Annotated in this window: 14 protein-coding genes; 8 read left to right on the top strand and 6 right to left on the bottom strand. The window is 75.7% G+C overall.

Annotation, left to right across the window (positions count from 1 at the left end; all coding sequences use genetic code 11):
- Window positions 1-22 precede the first annotated feature (22 nt).
- The 8 genes from FHX78_RS05645 to FHX78_RS05610 all read left to right on the top strand — a co-directional run bounded on the left by FHX78_RS05645 (window position 23) and on the right by FHX78_RS05610 (window position 14,721).
- Window positions 23-1,171, top strand: a complete 1,149-nt coding sequence (locus FHX78_RS05645; protein WP_145866368.1) for an ROK family glucokinase — start codon at window positions 23-25, stop codon at window positions 1,169-1,171.
- Window positions 1,168-1,746, top strand: a complete 579-nt coding sequence (locus FHX78_RS05640) for a sugar kinase (RefSeq protein ID WP_145866367.1) — start codon at window positions 1,168-1,170, stop codon at window positions 1,744-1,746. Before FHX78_RS05645 ends, FHX78_RS05640 begins: the two co-directional genes overlap by 4 nt.
- Window positions 1,747-1,849: 103 nt before the next feature.
- Window positions 1,850-4,747 (top strand): DEAD/DEAH box helicase, encoded by a 2,898-nt coding sequence (locus FHX78_RS05635; protein WP_145866366.1) that lies wholly within the window; start codon window positions 1,850-1,852, stop codon window positions 4,745-4,747.
- Between the two features lie 1,307 nt (window positions 4,748-6,054).
- Window positions 6,055-7,884 carry an SWIM zinc finger family protein gene (locus FHX78_RS05630; protein WP_229924005.1) on the top strand — a complete coding sequence of 610 codons (1,830 nt, stop codon included), beginning with the start codon at window positions 6,055-6,057 and terminating at the stop codon, window positions 7,882-7,884.
- 245 nt (window positions 7,885-8,129) lie between these two features.
- Window positions 8,130-10,046, top strand: a complete 1,917-nt coding sequence (locus FHX78_RS05625; RefSeq protein ID WP_145866365.1) for an ABC transporter ATP-binding protein — start codon at window positions 8,130-8,132, stop codon at window positions 10,044-10,046.
- Between the two features lie 436 nt (window positions 10,047-10,482).
- Window positions 10,483-11,499: a MerR family transcriptional regulator gene (locus FHX78_RS05620; RefSeq protein ID WP_145866364.1), complete on the top strand. Its 1,017-nt coding sequence runs from the start codon at window positions 10,483-10,485 to the stop codon at window positions 11,497-11,499.
- Window positions 11,500-11,888: 389 nt separating this feature from the next.
- Window positions 11,889-13,127, top strand: coding sequence for a lycopene cyclase family protein (locus tag FHX78_RS05615; RefSeq protein ID WP_145866363.1), 1,239 nt, complete (start codon window positions 11,889-11,891; stop codon window positions 13,125-13,127).
- Between the two features lie 25 nt (window positions 13,128-13,152).
- On the top strand, window positions 13,153-14,721 hold the full coding sequence (locus tag FHX78_RS05610) for an FAD-dependent oxidoreductase (protein ID WP_145866362.1): 1,569 nt from the start codon (window positions 13,153-13,155) through the stop codon (window positions 14,719-14,721).
- A 46-nt stretch (window positions 14,722-14,767) separates the two neighbouring features.
- Here FHX78_RS05610 and FHX78_RS05605 read toward each other — a convergent pair whose 3' ends face one another.
- The 6 genes from FHX78_RS05605 to FHX78_RS05585 all read right to left on the bottom strand — a co-directional run bounded on the left by FHX78_RS05605 (window position 14,768) and on the right by FHX78_RS05585 (window position 20,295).
- Entirely contained in the window at window positions 14,768-15,781 is a 1,014-nt protein-coding gene (locus FHX78_RS05605) for a DUF5914 domain-containing protein (protein WP_145866361.1), read from the bottom strand.
- Complete coding sequence (locus FHX78_RS05600) at window positions 15,778-16,770, bottom strand: phytoene/squalene synthase family protein (RefSeq protein WP_145866360.1); 993 nt, start codon at window positions 16,768-16,770, stop codon at window positions 15,778-15,780. Before FHX78_RS05600 ends, FHX78_RS05605 begins: the two co-directional genes overlap by 4 nt.
- On the bottom strand, window positions 16,757-18,328 hold the full coding sequence (locus FHX78_RS05595; RefSeq protein WP_145866359.1) for a phytoene desaturase: 1,572 nt from the start codon (window positions 18,326-18,328) through the stop codon (window positions 16,757-16,759). Before FHX78_RS05595 ends, FHX78_RS05600 begins: the two co-directional genes overlap by 14 nt.
- A complete protein-coding gene (locus FHX78_RS05590; RefSeq protein ID WP_167531693.1) occupies window positions 18,325-19,467 on the bottom strand; it encodes a polyprenyl synthetase family protein in 1,143 nt (380 codons plus the stop codon). Before FHX78_RS05590 ends, FHX78_RS05595 begins: the two co-directional genes overlap by 4 nt.
- A 257-nt stretch (window positions 19,468-19,724) precedes the next feature.
- A complete protein-coding gene (locus FHX78_RS38330; protein WP_483025211.1) occupies window positions 19,725-19,868 on the bottom strand; it encodes a DUF7919 family protein in 144 nt (47 codons plus the stop codon).
- Window positions 19,869-19,890: 22 nt separating this feature from the next.
- Complete coding sequence (locus FHX78_RS05585; protein ID WP_145866357.1) at window positions 19,891-20,295, bottom strand: hypothetical protein; 405 nt, start codon at window positions 20,293-20,295, stop codon at window positions 19,891-19,893.
- Between the last annotated feature and the right edge of the window lie 26 nt (window positions 20,296-20,321).

Raw genomic sequence — 20,321 nt, 5'->3', positions numbered from 1 at the left:
CGGTGCGGCACAATCGCACACGATGAGCACCTACCGCGACTTCACCGCCCCCATCGGCTCCCGCCGCGCCCCGGTCCTGAGAACCGTCGGCACCAGGGAGCGCCGCTCCCACCTGACGGCGCCCCGCGTCCCGACGGTGGGCATCGACATCGGCGGCACCAAGGTCATGGCGGGCGTCGTCGACGCCGACGGCAACATCCTGGAGCGGCTGCGCACGGAGACCCCGGACAAGTCCAAGAGCCCGAAGGTCGTCGAGGACACCATCGTGGAACTGGTGCTGGACCTGTCCGACCGGCACGACGTGCACGCCGTCGGCATCGGCGCGGCCGGCTGGGTCGACGCCGACCGCAACCGCGTGCTGTTCGCCCCCCACCTGTCCTGGCGCAACGAACCGCTGCGCGACCGCATCGCCGGCCGCCTCGCCGTCCCCGTCCTGGTGGACAACGACGCCAACACCGCCGCCTGGGCCGAGTGGCGCTTCGGCGCCGGGCGCGGCGAGGACCACCTCGTCATGATCACGCTCGGCACCGGCATCGGCGGCGCGATCCTGGAGGACGGGCAGGTCAAGCGCGGCAAGTACGGGGTGGCCGGCGAGTTCGGCCACATGCAGGTCGTCCCCGGCGGCCACCGCTGCCCCTGCGGCAACCGCGGCTGCTGGGAGCAGTACAGCTCCGGCAACGCGCTGGTCCGCGAGGCACGCGAGCTGGCCGCGGCCGACTCCCCGGTCGCCTACGGGATCATCGAGCACGTCAAGGGCAACATCGCCGACATCACCGGTCCGATGATCACCGAGCTGGCCCGTGAGGGCGATGCCATGTGCATCGAACTGCTCCAGGACATCGGCCAGTGGCTCGGCGTCGGCATCGCCAACCTCGCCGCCGCCCTCGACCCCTCCTGCTTCGTCATCGGCGGCGGCGTCTCCGCCGCCGACGACCTGCTGATCGGCCCCGCGCGGGACGCCTTCAAGCGCCAGCTCACCGGCCGCGGCTACCGCCCCGAGGCCCACATCGTCCGCGCCCAGCTCGGCCCCGAGGCCGGCATGGTCGGCGCCGCCGACCTCGCCCGCCTGGTCGCCCGCCGCTTCCGCCGCGCCAAGCGCCGCCGGGTCGAGCGGTACGAGCGCTACGAGCGGTACGCGGAGGCCCGCCGCACCACCCAGGAGACGCTGTGACCGGCCCGTTCCCCCAGCAGGTGGGATCCCCGGGCGAGCCCCGCCCGCCCGAGGACCGACTGCACAGGATCCGGCGCAGGGCGCTCACCCTGCTGACCATCGTGCTGCTCATCGGCATCCCGGCCGGCTACCTGGTGATCTCCGCCAACCAGAGCAGGGCCAGCGGCAAGGACAAGGAGGCGAAGTACTCCGCGACCGGCCTGACCTACGGCTGGCCGTCGAAGCTCCAGCGCCGGCTCTACCAGGTGCCCGTCCCGCACCCCGCGTGGTGGGTGGCCACCTACGAGACCAACAACTGGAAGACCAGCCGCCTGTACGTCGAGTTCGAGACCACCGACGCGGGCCTGCGCGCCTTCCTCACCAGCTTGGGCGTGCAGCAGAGCGATCTGAAGCGGGACGACATCACCATCGGCGAGCGCGACCGGGACGTCACCGGCTGGACCTTCGACGGCCCCGGCACCTGGTCGGGCCTCGTCCACGAACAGGAGAACCCGGCGCCCACGCACGACGTCGTCGTCAACCACGACAAGCCGGGCTACCCGAGGGTCTACCTCGTCTCCCGCACCGTGCCCTGATCCCGGGCGCGGCACCGGACCGGCCGCCGGGGCCGATTGTCAGACCCCGCCCGTAGAGTCGAAGACGGCTGATGCGACACGCGGGCGGGAGGTGACCGGACGCATGAGTGAGCGGACCGTGACGGCCGGGCGGGACACGACCGGCCCCGGCGGCGCGGACGGGGCGGACGTCCCCGTCCGGCTCGCCGCCGTCTTCCTGCCCGCACCCCTCCCGCGCGAGGGACGGTTCGCCTTCTACGACCCCGAGGCCGCCCCCGCCGGGGAAGGCATCCCGGACTCCACCGACGGCCCCGCGCGGCCCGCCGACCTCACCGTCGTCCGTCCGCACGGCGCCGGGGTGCGCCGCCGGACCGTCCCCGCCCTGTCCCTCCCCGTCGACGAGGCCCTGCCGCTGCTCGTCCGCGCCCGCCACGACCCCGCGGCCCACCCCGCCACCGCCTGCTGGGGCGCCGCCGCCCTGCACGCCCTGCGGCTCACGGCCCGCGGCCGGCTGCTGCCCGGCCTGACCGCCACCGGCCACGACGCCTGGCGCGCGGGACCCCTCGACCCGGACGACGTGGCCCATCTGCGCGCGGTGGCCGCCGCCCTGCCCCCCGAGGGCCACGCCGTCCCGCTGCCCGGCCCCGGAGCCCTCCGGCTGCCCCGGCCGGAAGCACTGGTCCGCGCCTTCCTGGACGCCGTCGCCGACACCCTGCCCCGCACCCCGGCCGCGCCCTACGCCTCGGGACTGCCGTTCGCCGCGCGGAAGCCCCAGCGGCTGCCCCACGCCCACGACTGGGCCGCCGAGGTCGCCGCCGGCATGGACGCCGGGGTGCGGATCTCGCTCCGCCTGGACCTCTCCGCGTACGACCTCTTCGACGCCGGGGACGGAGCCGGCGGGGACGGGAGCGGCACCCGCGGCGCCGGTGCCGCGATCGTGCAGGTGCACAGCCTCGCCGACCCGACCCTGGTGGCCGACGCGGCGGCCCTGTGGTCGGGTGAGGCGGACGGCGCCTTCGGCCCCCGCGCGCGGGTGGACGCCGCCCTCGCCGTCCGCCGCGCGGCCCGCGTCTGGCCCCCGCTGGACCGACTCTCCGACCAGGACGTGCCCGACGTGCTGGCCCTGTCCGAGGACGAGCTGAACGACCTGCTGGGCGTGGCGGCCACCCGGCTCGCCGCGGCCGGGGTCGCCGTGCACTGGCCGCGCGACCTCGCGCAGGACCTGACCGCCACCGCGGTGGTCCGCCCCGCCCCCGGCTCCGCCACCGACGGCACCGGCTTCTTCGAGAGCGAGGACCTGCTGCGCTTCGGCTGGCAGCTCGCCCTCGGCGGCGACCCGCTCACCGAGGCCGAGATGGACGCCCTGGCCGAGGCCCACCGCCCGGTCGTCCGGCTGCGCGACCAGTGGGTGCTGGTCGACCCGGCCCTCGTCCGCAAGGCCCGCAAACGGGACCTGGGGCTGCTGGACCCGGTCGACGCGCTGTCCGTCGCCCTCACCGGCAGCACGGAGATCGACGGCGAGACGGTCGAGGCGGTCCCCGCCGGATCCCTCGCCGCGCTGCACGCCCGTCTGACCGCCGGCGTCCGGCCCGCCGAACCGCCGCCCGGTCTCGACGCCACCCTGCGCGACTACCAGCTCCGGGGCCTCGCCTGGCTCGACCTGATGACCTCCCTCGGCCTCGGCGGCTGCCTCGCCGACGACATGGGCCTCGGCAAGACGATCACCCTCATCGCGCTGCACCTCAAGCGGGCCCGCACCGAACCGACCCTGGTGGTCTGCCCCGCCTCCCTGCTCGGCAACTGGCAGCGGGAGATCACCCGCTTCGCTCCCGGCGTCCCCGTCCGCCGCTTCCACGGCCCCGACCGCACCCTGGACGGCCCGACCGGCGGCTTCGTCCTCACCACCTACGGCACCATGCGCTCGGCCGCGCCCGCCCTGGCCGGGCACGCCTGGGGCATGGTCGTCGCCGACGAGGCCCAGCACGTCAAGAACCCCCACTCCGCGACGGCCAAGGCCCTGCGCACCATCCCGTCGCCCGCGCGCGTGGCGCTGACCGGCACCCCCGTGGAGAACAACCTCTCCGAGCTGTGGGCCCTCCTCGACTGGACGACCCCGGGACTCCTCGGCCCGCTGAAGTCCTTCCGCGCCCGGCACGCCCGCGCGGTGGAGACCGGGGAGGACGAGGAGGCGGCCCGGCGGCTCGCCCGGTTGGTGCGCCCCTTCCTGCTGCGGCGCAAGAAGTCCGATCCCGGCATCGTGCCCGAGCTGCCGCCCAAGACCGAGACGGACCACCCCGTACCGCTCACCCGCGAGCAGTCCGCGCTGTACGAGGCGGTGGTGCGCGAGTCGATGGCCGCCATCGAGACCGCGCAGGGCATGGGCCGCCGCGGCCTGGTGCTGAAACTGCTGACCTCGCTGAAGCAGATCTGCGACCACCCGGCCCTGTATCTGAAGGAGGAGCACGCGCGGGCCGGCGGTGACCGGCTCGCCGCCCGTTCCGGCAAACTCGCCCTGCTGGACGAGCTGTTGGACACCCTGCTCGCCGAGGACGGCTCGGCGCTCGTGTTCACCCAGTACGTCGGCATGGCCCGTCTGATCACCGCGCACCTCGCCGAGCGGGCGGTCCCGGTCGACCTCCTCCACGGCGGTACGCCGGTGCCGGAGCGGGAGCGCATGGTGGACCGCTTCCAGAGCGGGGCGACCCCGGTGCTCGTGCTGTCCCTCAAGGCCGCCGGCACCGGACTGAACCTGACCCGCGCGGGCCACGTCGTCCACTTCGACCGGTGGTGGAACCCGGCGGTCGAGGAACAGGCCACCGACCGCGCCTACCGCATCGGCCAGACCCAGCCGGTCCAGGTCCACCGCCTCGTCACGGAGGGCACGGTCGAGGACCGCATCGCCGAGATGCTGGAGTCCAAGCGCGCCCTCGCCGACGCGATCCTCGGCTCCGGCGAGTCGGCCCTGACGGAACTGTCGGACCGTGACCTCGCCGACCTGGTGTCGCTGCGGAGGCCGGCATGACTCCCCGCCCGTCCGACGAGGCCCGCGAGGCCCTGCGCGCGGCACGCGCACGGGCGACCCGCGAGCCGGCGCCCCCCGCCGGTCCCGTCCGGCCCACGACGCCGCCCGGCACCGCGCCGCCCGCCGCCGGGCCGCCCGCCGCCGGGCCGGAGCGCCGTCCGGCCGACATGGCCCGCGAGGCCCTGCGCCGCGCGGTACGGGCCCGGCGCGGCAGCGGCGCCCCTGCCTCCGGCAGCGGAGACACCGTGGCCCCCACGGACCGGATCGCCCCCGAAGACGCGCCGGCGCGGACCGAGGCGCCCCTCGACGGCACGCAGCCCGGCGAGGGCGTCACGCCCGGGGAGGGGAGGTCCGGAGGGGTGAGGTCCGCCGGGTCGAGGTCCGGTGAGGGCGTAAGCGGTGAGGACGGGAACGCGGGGGGTGACGCCGCGGCCGCCGAGGTGCCGGCCGGTGGCGTGGCCTCCGGCGGGGCGGGGGCCGACGAGCATGCTCCGGACGAGGAAGCGCGCGGAGGCGCCGAGTCCGGCGCGCTGCCGTCCGACGGGCCGACGGTCGGTGGTCGGGCGTCCGGCACCGCGACGTCCTCCGGGACACCAGCGGACGATGGGGCGGACGGCGGCGTCGAGTCCGGGGCGACCGCCGAGCCGGCGGACGCCCCCGAGACGGCGGACGCCGACACGGCGGCGGGACGTGCCGTGGCGCCCGACGAGCCGGTACCCGACGCCACGACGGTCGAGGTCCAGGGCGAGGGCGCGAGGGAGGGCGCGGACGCGGCCCGAGCACGGGACGCGGTGCCGCCCGCCCCAGGGACGAACCGGGGCACGGCGCCGCGCAGCGGCCGGGCCGCCGCGGCGACGCCCGGTCCGGTGTCCTCGGGTCTTGGCCCCGCGCCCTCGGGTCTTGGCCCCGCGCCCTCGGGTCTTGGTCCCGCGCCCTCGGGTCTTGGTCCCGCGCCCTCGGGTCCCGGTCCCGCGCCCTCGGGTCCCGGTCCCGCGCCCTCGGGTCCCGGTCCCGCGCCCTCGGGTCCCGGTCCCGCGCCCTCGGGTCCCGGACCCGTGTCCTCGGGTCCCGGTCCCGCGCCCTCGGGTCCCGGTCCCGCGCCCTCGGGTCCCGGTCCCGCGCCCTCGGGTCCCGGTCCCGCGCCCTCGGGTCCCGGTCCCGCGCCCTCGGGTCCCGGTCCCGCGCCCTCGGGTCCCGGTCCCGCGCCCTCGGGTCCCGGTCCCGCGCCCTCGGGTCCCGGTCCCGCGCCCTCGGGTCCCGGACCCGTGTCCTCGGCTCCTGGTCCTGTGTCCTCGGGTCCCGGCTCCGTGTCCTCGGTTCCCGGTCCTGTCACCGGGCCCGGTGACGCGGCGCGCCCGGCCGCCCGGCGTCCCGGGGACATCGCGCGGGAGGCCCTGCGGTCCGCCCGTCAGGAGGCGCGGCGCGCCCGCGAGGAGGCCGACGACCGGCCCGGTCTCGCCCCCGCCCCGCACCGGCGCGCACCGTCGCCCGCCCCCCGGGTGCCCCGCACCACGCGCGGCGACCGTGCCGCCGACGAGCGTGCGCGGGAGCTACGCGCGGCGCTCGCCGACGCCTTCCAGCTGCCCGCCCCGGAGGACGCCCCCCAGGGCGAGCCCGGTCCCGACACCCGCGCGCATCAGGAGACCTCAGCCGCCGCGACGCCCTCCGCTCCCCACACCCCGGCCCCACCGGATCCCGCGCGGAACACCACTCCCGCCCCGGTACCGGACACCACCCCCGCCACTCCCGCCCCCGTGCCGCACACCGCATCCGCCACCCCCGCCCCGGTGCCGCCGGCGGCGCCCCGCATCCCCGGTGTCTCCAGCACGTCCGGCGTGCCCGACACCCCCCGCGCCACGCCGCGTTCGATGGCCGCCCCCGCGCGGGACGGCGACCTGCGCCGCACCTTCCCGGCGTTCCCACCCCGCCCCTCGGCCGACGAGGGCCGCGCCGAGACGTGGTGGGGCAGGGCGTGGATCACCGCGCTGGAGGACGGCGCGCTGGACGCGGCCCGCCTGGCGCGCGGGCGCGGGTACGCGGAGCAGGGCCACGTCGACGCGATCACCGTCACACCCGGGCTCGTCCTCGCCTATGTGCGGGGCAGCCGCCCGCGGCCGTACCGCGTGCAGGTACGGCTGCGGACCTTCGAGGACGCCGAATGGGAGCGGTTCCTGGACGCCGCCGCCGAGCGGCCGGGACACATCGCCGCCCTGCTGGACAAGGAGATGCCCCAGTCCCTCGCCGACTGCGGAGTCCCCCTGCTGCCCGGCCCCGGCGACCTCGCCCCGAGGTGCAGCTGCCCCGACTCCGGGCACCCCTGCAAGCACGCCGCGGCCCTCTGCTACCAGACGGCCCGGCTCCTCGACGCCGACCCGTTCGTGCTGCTCCTGCTGCGTGGGCGCGGCGAGCGCGAGGTGATCGACGCGCTGTCCCGGCTCAGCGCCGCCCGCGCGGCCCGCGCCGCCCAGGGAAGGGAACCGGAGCCCCTGCCCGGCGTACGGGCCGCGGAAGCACTCGCCCGGCGCGACGGCGGCCTTCCGCCGCTCCCGGCCCCGCTGCCCGCACCGCCGCATCCCGAACAGCCGCCCGTCTACCCGGCGTCCCCGGGCGGGCCGGACCCGTTCGCACTGGACCAGCTGGCCACCGACGCCGCCGCCCGCGCGCACGCGCTGCTCACCACCGGCCGCGACCCGGTCGGCGGGCTCACCCTGTGGCACGACGCGGTGCGGCTCGCCGCGGCCCGCCCCGGCTCCGGCCTCACCGCGGCCACCCGCGCGCTGTACTCCTCGCTCGCCACCGCCACCGGCCGTGCCCCCGCCGAGCTGGCGCGCGCGGTCGCCGCCTGGCGCCAGGGCGGACGGAGGGGCCTCGCCGTCCTGGAGGAGCCGTGGGACCCGCCGGCCGGGCGCTTCGACCGGGCCCGCCCCCTCCTCCTCGCCGCGGACCACCCGGCCTTCCGCCCCTGGCGCAACCGCCTCACCCATCCGCGGGGCCACGTCCAGCTCCGCCTCGGCCGCGACAACCTCTGGTACGCCTACGAGTCCGAGCCGGGCCGCGACGACTGGTGGCCCCGCGGCACCCCCGACCCGGACCCGGTGGGCGCCCTGACCGGTCTGGACACCCCGGACGACCTGTGAGCCGGCGGCGAGGGCACGAGGCCGCCCATGACCCGAACGGACCAACGCCCGCCGGCAGGGTCCGGGACCCGGGGACGACGGCCACCGACCACCGCCGTCCCGCCCCATAACCGCCCCACCACCGGATACGCTTCTCGCGCACGACGAACACAGCCGTGTCCGGTTCTCTCCGGTCCGCCGTAAATGCCTGGACTGGGAAGCTCCGCGGACGGGAGACTTCCGTCTTCCGAAATTCGGGGAGTGTGATGGGGACGACAGATACGCGAGGACCGACACCCGGCAGGAGCGCGGTCGTTCTGGCACTGCGCCACTACGTCCGGGAACTGCTGCGACTACGACTACTGGCCCTGCCCGCGCTGCTGCTACCGGCCGTGGGCAACATCGGCATCCGGTACGTGGCACCCCTGCTGATCGCCAAGCTGGCGGGCCAGGCCGCCGCCGACGACGGCCTCACCATCGCGTCGGCGCTGCCGTACGTGCTGGGCTTCGGGGTGACGCTGCTGCTCGCCGAGGTGGTGTGGCGGATCGGACTGCACTGCCTCAACCGCGTGGACGCGCTCGGCATGGAACACCTGTATGTGAGCGGTATGGACGAACTCCTCGCCAAGGACGCGGCGTTCTTCCACGACAACTTCGCCGGCTCCCTGACCAAGCGGGTGCTCAGCTTCGGCAAGCGCTTCGAGGACTTCGTCGACACGATGACGTACCGGATCGTGGGCAGTCTCGTCCCCCTGGCGTTCGGTGCCGTCGTCCTGTGGAGCTACGAACCGATGCTCGTCGTCGGCCTGTTGCTGATGATCGCGCTGACCGTGGTGGCCGCGACGCCCCTGATCCGCCGTCGGCAGCGGCTCGTCAACGACCGTGAGGCGGCGATCGCCCGGGTCTCCGGCCATGTCGCCGACAGCCTCACGAACATGGAGACGATCCGGGCGTTCGCGGCCGAGCGGCGGGAGGCCGACGAACACCGCAGCCGTGTCGCGGACTCCCGGCGCCTGACGCTGAGATCGTGGGACTACGGCAATCTGCGGGTCGACACCCTGATCGCCCCCCTGTCCGTGCTGACCAACGTGCTGGGTCTGCTGGTCGTCATCGCCTTCGGCAGCTCGGGCCAGGGGGTGGAGGAGGTCGTCGTCGCGTTCACCTACTACTTCAACGCGACCCAGATCATGTTCGAGTTCAACCAGATCTACCGGCGTCTGGAAAGCTCGATGACCGAGGCGGCGCAGTTCACGGAACTGCTGCTGGATCCGCCCACCGTGCTCGACCCGGAGCGGCCCGAACCGCTCGCGCCGCGGGACACCGGCATCCGCTTCGAGGCGGTGACCTTCGCCCACGCGGGTGCGAAGCCGATCTTCCGAGGGCTCGACCTGGACGTGCCCGCGGGCGCGCGGATCGGTCTGGTCGGCAGGTCCGGCGGCGGCAAGACCACACTCACCCGGCTCCTGCTGCGGATGTCCGACATCGACGAAGGACGCATCCTGATCGGCGGTCAGGACATCAGCCGGCTGCGCCAGTCGGACCTGCGCTCACTGATCGCCTACGTCCCGCAGGAACCCGCCATGTTCCACCGCAGCCTGCGGGACAACATCGCCTTCGCCCGGCCCGGCGCCACCGACGAGGAGATCCACGCGGCGGCCGCGGCCGCGCACGTCACGGAGTTCGCCGAACAACTCCCCGACGGCTTCGCCACCCTGGTGGGGGAGCGGGGAGTGAAGCTCTCGGGCGGCCAGCGCCAGCGCGTCGCGCTCGCCAGGGCCATCCTGCGCGACGCCCCGGTCCTGCTGCTCGACGAGGCGACCAGCGCGCTGGACTCGGAGAGCGAACTCCTCGTCCAGGACGCCCTGTGGCGGCTGATGGACGGGCGTACGGCCCTTGTGGTCGCCCACCGTCTGAGCACCGTCGCCGGCATGGACCGGCTCGTCGTCCTCGACCGGGGAAGCATCGTCGAGCAGGGCACCCACGAGGAACTGCTCGCCGCGGACGGCGCCTACGCCAAGCTGTGGCAGCACCAGTCGGGTGGCTTCCTCGGCGAGAACGAGGAGCCGGCCCCCGGCGACGACCCGGTAGCCGGACCCGCCGGCCTGCCCGCACCGGCCGACCCGGTGCCGGACGGGGACCGCGGGACGCCGTCGCCCGCTCGGACGAGCGCCGGCTCCCCGTGACCGGACCGGTTGCCGGACGTCCTCGACGTCCCGCACCGTCTCGGACGCCCCACTGATCCGACAGCGGGAGCCCGGTCCCGGCACCCGCGTACGTCTCCCCGTACCGGGCGCGCCGTCGGCGGCGGCGGTCCCGGCACCCACGGTGCCACCGGAGACCGCGGCCGCCGGCCCGCACCGCACAGGCGTGCTTCTTCCGTCCGGCTGTTCCTCCTCGTACCGCGTCTCCTCCCCGGGCGTCACGGGGGCGGTGGCGGATCGCGTGTCGGTGCTCATGGCCTGACTCCTCCTGCCGTGCGTCGCGCGGGACGGAGGTCCGCCCGCCGATCGGCACGTCCGACGGCCTGCTCCGCCCGGCCTGCCGTGCGTGTGGCCCCAGTGTGGGAGGCACCGGACGACGCGGACGACCTGCGTCGTTTGTGCGTCGTACAGTGGGGTGATGAGCGCGTTGACGGGCAACGGTGAGCAGGGGGACGGCGAGCGCGTCCCGCCGGGCGGCGGGCTGACCACCGGCGAGGTGGCACGGCGTCTGGGGGTGGCTCCCACCACCGTCCGCACGTGGGACCGCCGCTACGGGCTCGGCCCCGAGGACCGCACCGGTGGCCGGCACCGGCGCTGGACCGCCGGGGACGTGGCACGGCTGGAGCGGATGTGCGCGCTGACGGCGACCGGACTGCCCCCGGCCGAGGCCGCGCGCCTGGCACGCGGCGAGGAGCCGCCGCCCCCGACCCCGGAGCGCAGGGCCCCGGCCCGCGAGACGGCCGCCGGGTCACGGCGGCCGCCGGCCCGCAGCCGGGCGGGCAGCGGGCTGCGGCTCGGTGACGTGCGCCAGGAGTGCAAGGGCATCGCCCGCGCGGCGCTGCGCCTCGACGCCGCAGCCCTGGACCGGCTCCTGCTCGCCGCCATCACCGACCACGGACTGGTCGCCGCCTGGACCGAGGTGATCGTGCCCACGCTGCAGGCCGTCGGCCGCAAGTGGGAGTCGTCGGGCGAGAGGTACGTCGAGGTCGAGCACTTCCTGTCCTGGCACGTCTCCGGCGCGCTGCGGCGCACCACGCCCGCCACGGTCGCCGACCGCCCCGGCGCCACCACGGTGCTCGCCTGCGTGCCGGGGGAGAACCACACGCTCCCGCTGGAAGTGCTGTCCGCCGCGCTCACCGAACGCGGCGTCCCGGTGCGCATGTTCGGCGGCGCCCTGCCCGTGGAGTCCCTGGTCGCGGCGGTACGGCGGACCGGGCCGGCCGCCGTGGGACTGTGGGCGCAGTCCCGCACCACCGCGAGCCGGCCGCTGGCCCAGCACGTCGCCGGCATGGAGTGGGGCGTGCGCGGTGCCCGTCGCAGGCCGGTCGTGCTGACCCTCGGGCCGGGCTGGGCGGGGCAGACGGTGGCCGGACTGGCGCGTCCGGCGGGGCTCGCCGAAGCCGTCGCCGCCCTGGAGTCGGTGGTCGCCCGTTGAGGCGTGGTCGTCCGGGGCACTCGGCCGTGGTGCCTGACATCCGCAGGGGGAACGTGGTCCGCTGGGCCGGCGGTCGCGGTCGCGGTCGCGGCCGCACTCCGCCGACGGGCGACCGGCGGTGCCGGCCGCGCCCCGCCGCATCCGCGCCCCACCGCATCCGCGGCGGGCCGTCGGCCGGAAGCAGTGAACGATCCGATGTGACTCCCCGACCCGTATCCGGAGTGAAGCGTGGAAGTGAGCGGCGCACACGCCCCGGTGGCCGGTGCCACCGGTGCCCCGGGTGATGCCACCACCGACGGACCGGCCCCCGGGCGCACTCACCCGCCCCTCACCACCCCCGCCCCGAACCCGCCGCCCACCGCCCCGCGCCGCAACGAGCGGCGGCCCCGGTGACACCTCCCCCCGGCGGCACGTCCGGCACATCGGACACGTCCGACGTGGTCATCCTCGGTGGCGGCGCGGCCGGTCTCAGCCTCGCGCACCGGCTCACCGGGACGGGCGCCACCGTGACCGTGGTCGAGCCGCCGGACGGACCACCGCGCCCAGCCGAACGCACCTGGTGCTACTGGGACACCGGCCGCGGCGACCTCGACGACGTCGTCTGCGCGTCCTGGTCCGTGCTGCGCGTGCACGGTGCCGACGGCCGGCGGGTCACCGTCGACCCGGCCCCCTTCACCTACCGCATGGTGCGCTCCACGGCCTTCGAACAGCGCGTCCACTCGCTCCTGGCCCGCTCACCGGGCGGGCGCCTCCTGCGCGCGACGGCGGACACCGTACGCGACGTGCCCGGAGGCGCGGTGGTCCGGTGCACGCTCCCCACGGGCCGGCACCTGACCCTGCGCGCCCGGCGCGTGTTCGACTCGCGTCCGCTGCCCGGCCTGCCGCCCGCCCGGACGCGGATGCTCCAGCACTTCCGCGGCTGGTTCGTGCACACCGACGCCGCACGGTTCGACCCGGCGGTCGCCGACCTGATGGACTTCCGGGTGCCCCAGCCCGCGCACGGGCTCGCCTTCGGCTACGTGCTGCCGCTGGCCCCGGACCGGGCGCTCGTGGAGTACACCGAGTTCTCCCGCACCCCGCTGACCACCGACGCCTACGAGGCGGCACTCGGCCACTACTGCCACGACGTCCTCGGACTCGGCGCGTTCACCGTGGAGCGGACGGAGCAGGGCGTCATCCCCATGACCGACGCCCGCTTCCCCCTCCGCACCGGGAAGGCCGTCTTCCGCATCGGCACCGCCGGCGGCGCGACCCGTCCGGCCACCGGCTACACCTTCGCCGCCGTGCAACGGCAGAGCAGGGCCATCGCCGCCGCCCTGCGCGACGGACACGGGACCGTGCCCCCGCCGCACGGGCGACGGGCGCTGGCCATGGACGCGGTACTGCTGCGCGCCCTGGACACCGGGCGGATCAACGGACCGGACTTCTTCACCAGGCTGTTCCGCCGCGTCCCGCCCGAACGCCTGCTGCGCTTCCTCGACGGCGCCACCACACCGGCGGAGGAAGGGAGCATCGGGCTGCGCACCCCCGTCTGGCCGATGCTCCGCACGGCAGCCGAACTGCCCTTCCTGCCCCGCCGTTCACACCCTTCCCGGCCCCCCGCACGAAACGGAGAGAGCCACCGATGAGCCCCGAGGCAAAGGAGCACGGCCGGTGAACGCCCGCCCCGGCCCCGCCGCGCGACGCGGCCGCGACCGCAAGGCCGAGATCCTCCACCCCCCACCCGGAAGGAACCGCCTCCCGCACGGCGACGCGCCGTCCGTCGGTGTGATCGGCGGCGGCATCGCCGGACTCGCCGCGGCCACCCTGCTGGCCGAACGCGGCGCCCGCGTCACCCTCTACGAGCGGGAGGACTCCCTCGGCGGTCGGCTGTCCGGCCGGCGCACCACGCTCGTGGACGGCTCGCAGGTGACCATGACCCGCGGTTTCCACGCCTTCTTCCGCCAGTACTACAACCTCCGCGGCCTGCTCCGCCGCACCGACCCCGCGCTCGCCCGGCTCACCCCGCTGCCCGACTACCCCCTGCGGCACAGCGGCGGCCTGACCGACAGCTTCGCCCGCGTCCCGAGGACCCCGCCGTTCAGCGCGCTCGGCTTCGTCGCCCTGAGCCCCACCTTCGGCTGGCGTGACCTGGCCGCCCTGAACGCCCGGGCGGCCCTGCCGCTCCTCGACGTGCGCGTGCCCGAGGTGTACGAGCGCTTCGACGAGGTCAGCGCCACCGGCTTCCTGGAGCGCGTGCGCTTCCCCGAAGCCGCGCACCACCTGGCCTTCGAGGTGTTCTCGCGCAGCTTCTTCGCCGACCCGCGCGAACTGTCCGCCGCCGAACTGCTGCTGATGTTCCACATCTACTTCCTCGGATCCGCGGAGGGACTGCTCTTCGACGTGCCGGACGAGCCGTTCCCGCAGGCACTGTGGGAGCCGCTCGGCGACTACCTCCGACGGCTCGGAGCCGACGTCCGCACCGGCGTCCCCGTGCACGAGGTGCGCCCCCACGACGGCGGAGGCGCGGAGGTGCGCACCGGCACCGGCGTCCACCGCCACCGGGCCGTGGTGCTCGCCGCCGACACCGGCGGACTGCGCCGGATCGTCGACGCGTCCCCCGCACTGGGCACGGCCGCCTGGCGCGACGACATCGCCGCCCTGCGCACCGCCCCGCCCTTCCTCGTCTCCCGGCTCTGGCTCGACCGCCCGGTCCGCCACGACCGCCCCGGCTTCCTCGGCACCAGCGGCTACGACGGCCTGGACAACATCAGCGTCCTGGAGCGGTACGAGGGCGAAGCCGCCCGCTGGGCGGCGCGGACCGGGGGCTCGGTGGTGGAACTGCACGCCTACGCCGTGGACCCCGTGGCCGAACCGAAGGAGGTGCGGGACATGCTCGTGGACCGGCTGCACCGGGTCTACCCGGAGACCGGTGCGGCGCGCGTCGTCGACGCCCGGCACGAGTGGCGGGCGGACTGCCCGCTCTTCCCGGTCGGTTCGCACCACCGGCGCCCCACCGTCCGCACCCCCCACCGGTGGCTGACCCTCGCCGGGGACGCGATCCGCTGCGACCTGCCGGTCGCCCTCATGGAACGGGCCGCCACCACCGGCTTCCTCGCGGCGAACGCCCTCCTCGGCGACTGGGGCGTACGCGGCCAGGTGCTGTGGACGGTCCCCCGGGCGGGCCGTTCCCCCGTGCTGCGGGCACTCGGCGCCCTCGCGGACCACCACCCGTCCCCCTGACCGACGGCCGGCGGTGCGCCGGGGGCCCGTAAGCCCCCGGCGCGGATCATCCGGGGAACCGTCCGGTGCTGCGCAGCGCCCAGCGCCGTTCGGCGTAGGCCAGGTCGTCGCGCCACAGCCGCCCGGCCGTACGCCGCATCAAGGGACGCAGCACCGGGGCGGCGGCCCTGGCCAGCGCGAAACCGCGCCGGTCCGAGGCGGCGACGACCGCCTCGACCACGGCCGTCCGAGGCCGTTCGTCGTCCCTGCCGGTCAGCGGCGTCGCGTGGGTCTCCACCACGGACGTGGCCCCCTCGCCGTCGGTGATGCGCATGACGACCGTACGCGGCTCCGGCGCGGTGAACTCGGCCCGCACCGGCACCACCAGACGCCCGGCCACCCGGAAGGAGACGTCGACGACGAAGGCGTCGTCCTCCTCGCCCCGGGGTTCCCGTGCCACCGACAGGTCGACGAACGAGTAGGGGTGGAACCACGAGCCGTGCCACGGATCGAGCCGGTTGGCCACGACGTCCTGGGGCTCGCACCGCCCCACCGCCGTGAACACGGCGTCCACCCCGCTGCCCGCCACGGGCCGTACGGGGACGACGGGACCCTCGGTGGGCTCTTCACCGCCCACCTCGTCCAGGCGCACCCACACCAGCACGCCGTCGTCGTGCACCGGGAACGGCTGCCACCCGGCGAACGGCGCCCCCTCGAGGGCCAGCCCGTGCCAGTGGCACACCAGCGTGCCGCACACCACCCGGCTGTCACGCAGCGGAGCACCGAGATGCGGGCACGCGCCCGGACCCGCCCGCAGCTCACCCGTGCCGGAGCGCCACAGCACGACCTCCGTGCCACCGACCGTCCTGCCGTACGGGCGGTCCGCGGCGCGCAGGGCCCGGGAGGCACCGACCACGAACCAGTTGCCGGACGGGCGGGCGGACGCGCGCTTGAGGGCGTCGGCGATGAGCGCCGGCCTCGCCCGGTGCCAGGTCGGCGTCTGAGCCGCCCAGTCCGGGCCGTGACGCCGGCGCCGCAACGGTGGCGTCCAGCGCGCCCCGCCACCCGATCGCCCCCTCACCGCATCGTCTCCTTCCGCTCGGCGACCGGAGCCGCCGCCACCGCCCGGCGCGGGACGCGGGCGTGCCACCGGGCACCGGCCACGGCCAGCGCTCCGCCCGCGGCCGTGGCCGCCCGCCGCCGCCGGGACACCACCGCACGGTGGTGCAGCACGTCGTAGTCCTGCGCCGCGATCGCGTCGAGGATGCCGCCGTACAGGGTGAACGCGGTCCGGATGCACGGGCGCACCCGCGGGTCGAGCAGGGCGATGCCCGGCTGCGCCGCCCGGTAGACCTCCCGCGTCATGGCCTCCGCCGCGACGAGGGCCGCGCGGATCCGCGGGTCGCGGCGCCCGGTGCGCCGGCTCCACTCCAGGAGCGGCCGGTCCACACCGTGGGCGGCGAGCAGGTCCCCGGGCAGGTAGACGCGGCCGCGGTCGAGGTCCTCGCCCACGTCCCGCAGGAAGTTGGTGAGCTGGAACGCCACCCCGAGGGCCGCCGCGTGCGGTGCCGCCTCCTCGCGGGGTACGACCGTCCCCAGCACCGGGAGCATCTGCAGCCCGATCACCGCGGCCGAACCGTGCACATAGCCCTGGAGGTCCGCGTAGGTGGGGTACTCCGTCACCGTCAGGTCGGCGCGCATCGAGGACAGGAAGTCGGCGAAGAGCTCGTGCTCGATGGCGTACCGGTCGGCGGTGTGGGCCACGGCCCGCACCACGGGCTCGTCCCCGCCGCCGGCCCGCAGCGCGCCCGCCAGGCCGTGCTCCAGACGGCGCAGCAGCCGGTCGCGCGCGTCGGGCGTCCGGTGCCGGTCGAGGTCGTCCACGATGTCGTCGGCCCAGCGGGCGAAGCCGTACAGGGCGTGCACCGCCGACCGGCGTTCCAGCGGCAGCAGACGGGTGGCCAGGAAGTACGTCCTGCCGTGGCGGGCGTTGAGCCGCCGGCACCGGGTGTAGGCGGCGCGCAGCGCGGGATCGGTGATCCCGGCCGCGTCCAGTTCACGACGGGTCATCAGCACCTGCCGGGGTAGAGGCGGAGGGCGCGGGAACAGCCGTCACGGGCGTACGCGCGCCCGCGGCACGACGGCCGGGGCCGCCGGTGACGCGGGCGGCGGCGAGCTTGCCGCTGATGAGCACCGTCGGCACCCCGACACCGGGAGTGGTCCCGCAGCCCGCGAGGACCACGTTCTCCAGCCCGCGCACGAGGTTGCGCGGCCGGAACGGACCGGTCTGGGCGAAGGTGTGGGCCACGGAGAAGGGGCTGCCCGCCGCATGGCCCTGGGCCGCCCAGTCGAGCGGGGTCACCAGGAGCTCCTCCCGCACACTGGCCCCGAACCCGTCCAGGCCCCGGCGCTCCAGTTCACCGACCAGCCGGTCCCGGTAGCGGGGGCCGAGGTCCCGCCAGGCCGCCGCACCGGGGCCGACCGTCGTGTTCGGGCAGGGGGCGAGCACGTAGTGCAGATGGCCGCCGGGCGGGGCCAGGCCGGGGTCGTGCGTGGTCGGGCGGGTGATCAGCAGCGACGGGTCGCTCATCAGCTCGCCCGAGCGGGTCAGCTCGTCGAACGTGCGCTCCCACGCGGCGCCGAACGAGATCGTGTGGTGGGCGAGGTGGGACCAGGTGCGGTCGGTGCCGGCGTGCAGGATCACCGCGGACGGCGAGTGGCGCAGCCGCGCCGGACGCCGGGGCGTGCGGCCCAGCAGCCGGTAGGCGGCGGGCAGTTCGCAGGTCAGGACGACCGCGTCGCACGGGATCCGCTCGCCGGAGGCCAGCCGGACGGCCCGCACCCGGCCCGCCGAACGCTCCAGCGTGCTCACCTCGGCCGCCCACCGCAGGTCGGCACCGGCCTCCGCCGCCGCGTCGGCCATCGCCCGGGGCAGCGCGTGCATGCCTCCCTTCGGGAACCAGACCCCCGCCACGGTGTCCATGTACGCGATCACCGCGTAGGCCGCGAGCGCCCGCGCCGGGGCCACACCCGCGTACAGGGCCTGGAAGGAGAAGACACGGCGCAGGCGCTCGTCGGAGAGGAAACGGCCGATCCGGCCGTCCAGCCGCCCGAACCCGCCCAGCGCCGCCAGCCGGGCCAGGTCCGGGTGCAGCAGCTGGAAGGGGGAGTCGAAGTTCGTGTCGATGAAACGGCGCATCTGCGCCCGGTACAGACGCTCCAGCCACTGCCGCAGCCCGCGGTACCCGGCCGCCTCCGCCGGCCCGGCGAAACGCCGCACCTCCGCCTCCATCGCCTCCCCGTCGGTGTGCACGTCGAGCGAGGAGCCGTCGGCGAAGCACGCCCGGTAGGCCGGATGCAGGGCCGTCAGCTCGACCCGGTCGTACAGGCTGTCCCCGACGGCCGCGAACGCCTCGTCGGCCAGGTGCGGCATGGTCAGCACCGTCGGGCCGGTGTCCACCTGGTAGCCGCCCAGGCGCACGCGGCCGGCCCGGCCGCCCGGGCCGCCGTCCCGTTCGACGACCGTGACCCTGCGGCCCGCGCCCAGCAGGTGCAGGGCACAGGCCAGTCCGGACAGGCCGGCCCCCACCACGACCACATGGTCCGTGCGCCCCGGCACCCTCCTCACGCGACCTCCTCGGCCCGGCGCGGAGCCACGCCCGACGCGCGTTCGACCAGCGCGGCGAACTCGCGCCGCACGGCGGGGCGGGCGCCCGCGCGCTCGAAGTGTTCGAGGCTCAGGGCCGTCAGCTCCACGATCTTCGCCTCCACCGCCTCCCTGGCGCCGGTGCGTTCCATCACCGCCCGCATCCGCTCGACGGCGCGCTCCGGCCGCGCGTCGGCGTCCGGGGCGAGCACGGCGGCCGCGTGGCGGTCCCCGGTGGCCTCGGCGAGTCGGAGTGCCGTGGCCAGGAGGTAGGTGAGCTTGCGCGACCGCAGGTCGTCGTCGGCCGGCTTGCCGGTCAGCGCCGGGTCGCCGAAGGCGCCGAGGAGGTCGTCGCGGAGCTGGAAGGCCAGACCGGCGCACCGGCCGGCGGCCCGCAGCGCGTCCGCGGTGCGGTCGTCGGCGCCGGCCAGCGCCGCGCCCAGGGCGAGGGGCCGGGCGACGGTGTACAGGGCGCTCTTCAGGGTGGCGATGTCCAGCGCCTCGTCCACCCGCGCCGAGCGGGTGGCCTGGGCGTGCAGGTCGCGGTACTGCCCGGCGACCATCTCGGTGCGCATCGCCCGCCACTCCTCGTGCAGACGCCTGCCGTGCGGCGTGCCGAGCGCCGTCTCCGTCAGCAGGTCGTCCGCCCACGCGAGGGCCAGGTCACCGGCGAGCACCGCGCCCGAGGTCCCGAACGTCTCCGCGGAGCCGTGCAGGCCCGCGGCCCAGTGGCCGCGCGCCAGCTCGACGTGCAGGGCCGGGCCTCCCCGGCGGCGCAGCGACCCGTCCATCACGTCGTCGTGGACGAGGGCGCACGCCTGGAGCAGTTCGAGGGCGGCCCCCACGCGCAGCACCGCGCCGGCGTCGCCCGAGCCGCCCGCCGCCCGCCAGCCGCAGAACGCGAAGGCCGTACGCAGCCGCTTGCCGCCCCGCACGACCAGCGCGCCCAGGCGGTCGGCCAGCTCCCGGGCGAAGACCGGATCGACGGCACGGGACTGGCGCAGCCGCGCGTCGAGGAACTGCCGCAGGACTGCGTCGGCCCCCCGGGCGGCGTCGGACGCGGTCGGAGGGTCGTCGACGAGTCCGGCGGGTGCGGCCACCACCTGCGGCGGTCCAAGCATGCGCGACCCCTTCTCACTGTCGGTCATCTGCACATCAGTGCTTCCGCCGAGTGCCCTGTTCCGGATGCGCTGATGTCTGCCCGGTACGGCGCCGGTCGCGGACACATCTCACCTCAGCGGCCCATCGACGGGGGGATCACACCCGGATGCATGCGCCGTGTGCCGCGGTGGTCGCACCTGCCGAGGAAGCGACCGGCACGGGGCCGGCCGCCGGATCGTGGCCTTCCGCGGGTGCGGGGGCCACGATCCGGCGTGGATCACTCGGCCGGGGTCAGTTCCCTGGCCGTTGCGATCCCCGCCGTCCGTGCCACCGCGCGGCAGAACTCCTCGGGCGGGCAGTAGTGGTGCGCCGTCATGTGGTGGATCACCAGGTTCGGCGCCGCGTGGAGCGTGCGGGGCAGTAGGACGACCCTCGGACCACACTCAGCCCTGTGTGCGGAGAGACATGAAAAAGTCGTCGATATCCATGATCTCTTCGTCGGTGAGGGAGGGTGCGTGCCAATCCGTTGTCGCGCCGTGTTCCATGAACGCGGAAGGAAGGCGCGTGCCGTAGGTTTCCACGTACTCGGCTGTGTCGCGCCGCCAGTAATAGGTGCCGTCACTGTGAAGGGCGGATCCGCCCATGACCGAGAATTTCTGATCCACGACATCCTCGGTGTGTCCCATGAGAGCGATGATCACGGGTGCCTCTCTCAGATATTCCGCTACACGTGCGCGTTCGTGGAGGGGCATCTGACCGGAGAGTGCCTTGATCTCCTCCGCGTTGCGGCTGAAGTGGGACTGGCCGGAGATGCTGCCGAACAAGCCGAGGGGGGTGACTTGACGCATGCGATGTCCTCCTGGGTCGGACTGTT

Source organism: Streptomyces capillispiralis (genome assembly GCF_007829875.1).
Lineage (GTDB): Bacteria > Actinomycetota > Actinomycetes > Streptomycetales > Streptomycetaceae > Streptomyces > Streptomyces capillispiralis.
Note: the sequence above shows the minus strand (reverse complement) of the source record. Positions and strands in the feature narration are given on the sequence as shown.

What these genes read in the sequence shown, in the direction of transcription:
- FHX78_RS05600 (WP_145866360.1), bottom strand. Translation starts at nt 16,770, where the DNA reads ATGACCCGTCGTGAACTGGACGCGGCCGGGATCACCGATCCCGCGCTG.
- FHX78_RS05645 (WP_145866368.1), top strand. Translation starts at nt 23, where the DNA reads ATGAGCACCTACCGCGACTTCACCGCCCCCATCGGCTCCCGCCGCGCC.
- FHX78_RS05620 (WP_145866364.1), top strand. Translation starts at nt 10,483, where the DNA reads ATGAGCGCGTTGACGGGCAACGGTGAGCAGGGGGACGGCGAGCGCGTC.
- FHX78_RS05625 (WP_145866365.1), top strand. Translation starts at nt 8,130, where the DNA reads ATGGGGACGACAGATACGCGAGGACCGACACCCGGCAGGAGCGCGGTC.
- FHX78_RS05585 (WP_145866357.1), bottom strand. Translation starts at nt 20,295, where the DNA reads ATGCGTCAAGTCACCCCCCTCGGCTTGTTCGGCAGCATCTCCGGCCAG.
- FHX78_RS05590 (WP_167531693.1), bottom strand. Translation starts at nt 19,467, where the DNA reads ATGCTTGGACCGCCGCAGGTGGTGGCCGCACCCGCCGGACTCGTCGAC.
- FHX78_RS05635 (WP_145866366.1), top strand. Translation starts at nt 1,850, where the DNA reads ATGAGTGAGCGGACCGTGACGGCCGGGCGGGACACGACCGGCCCCGGC.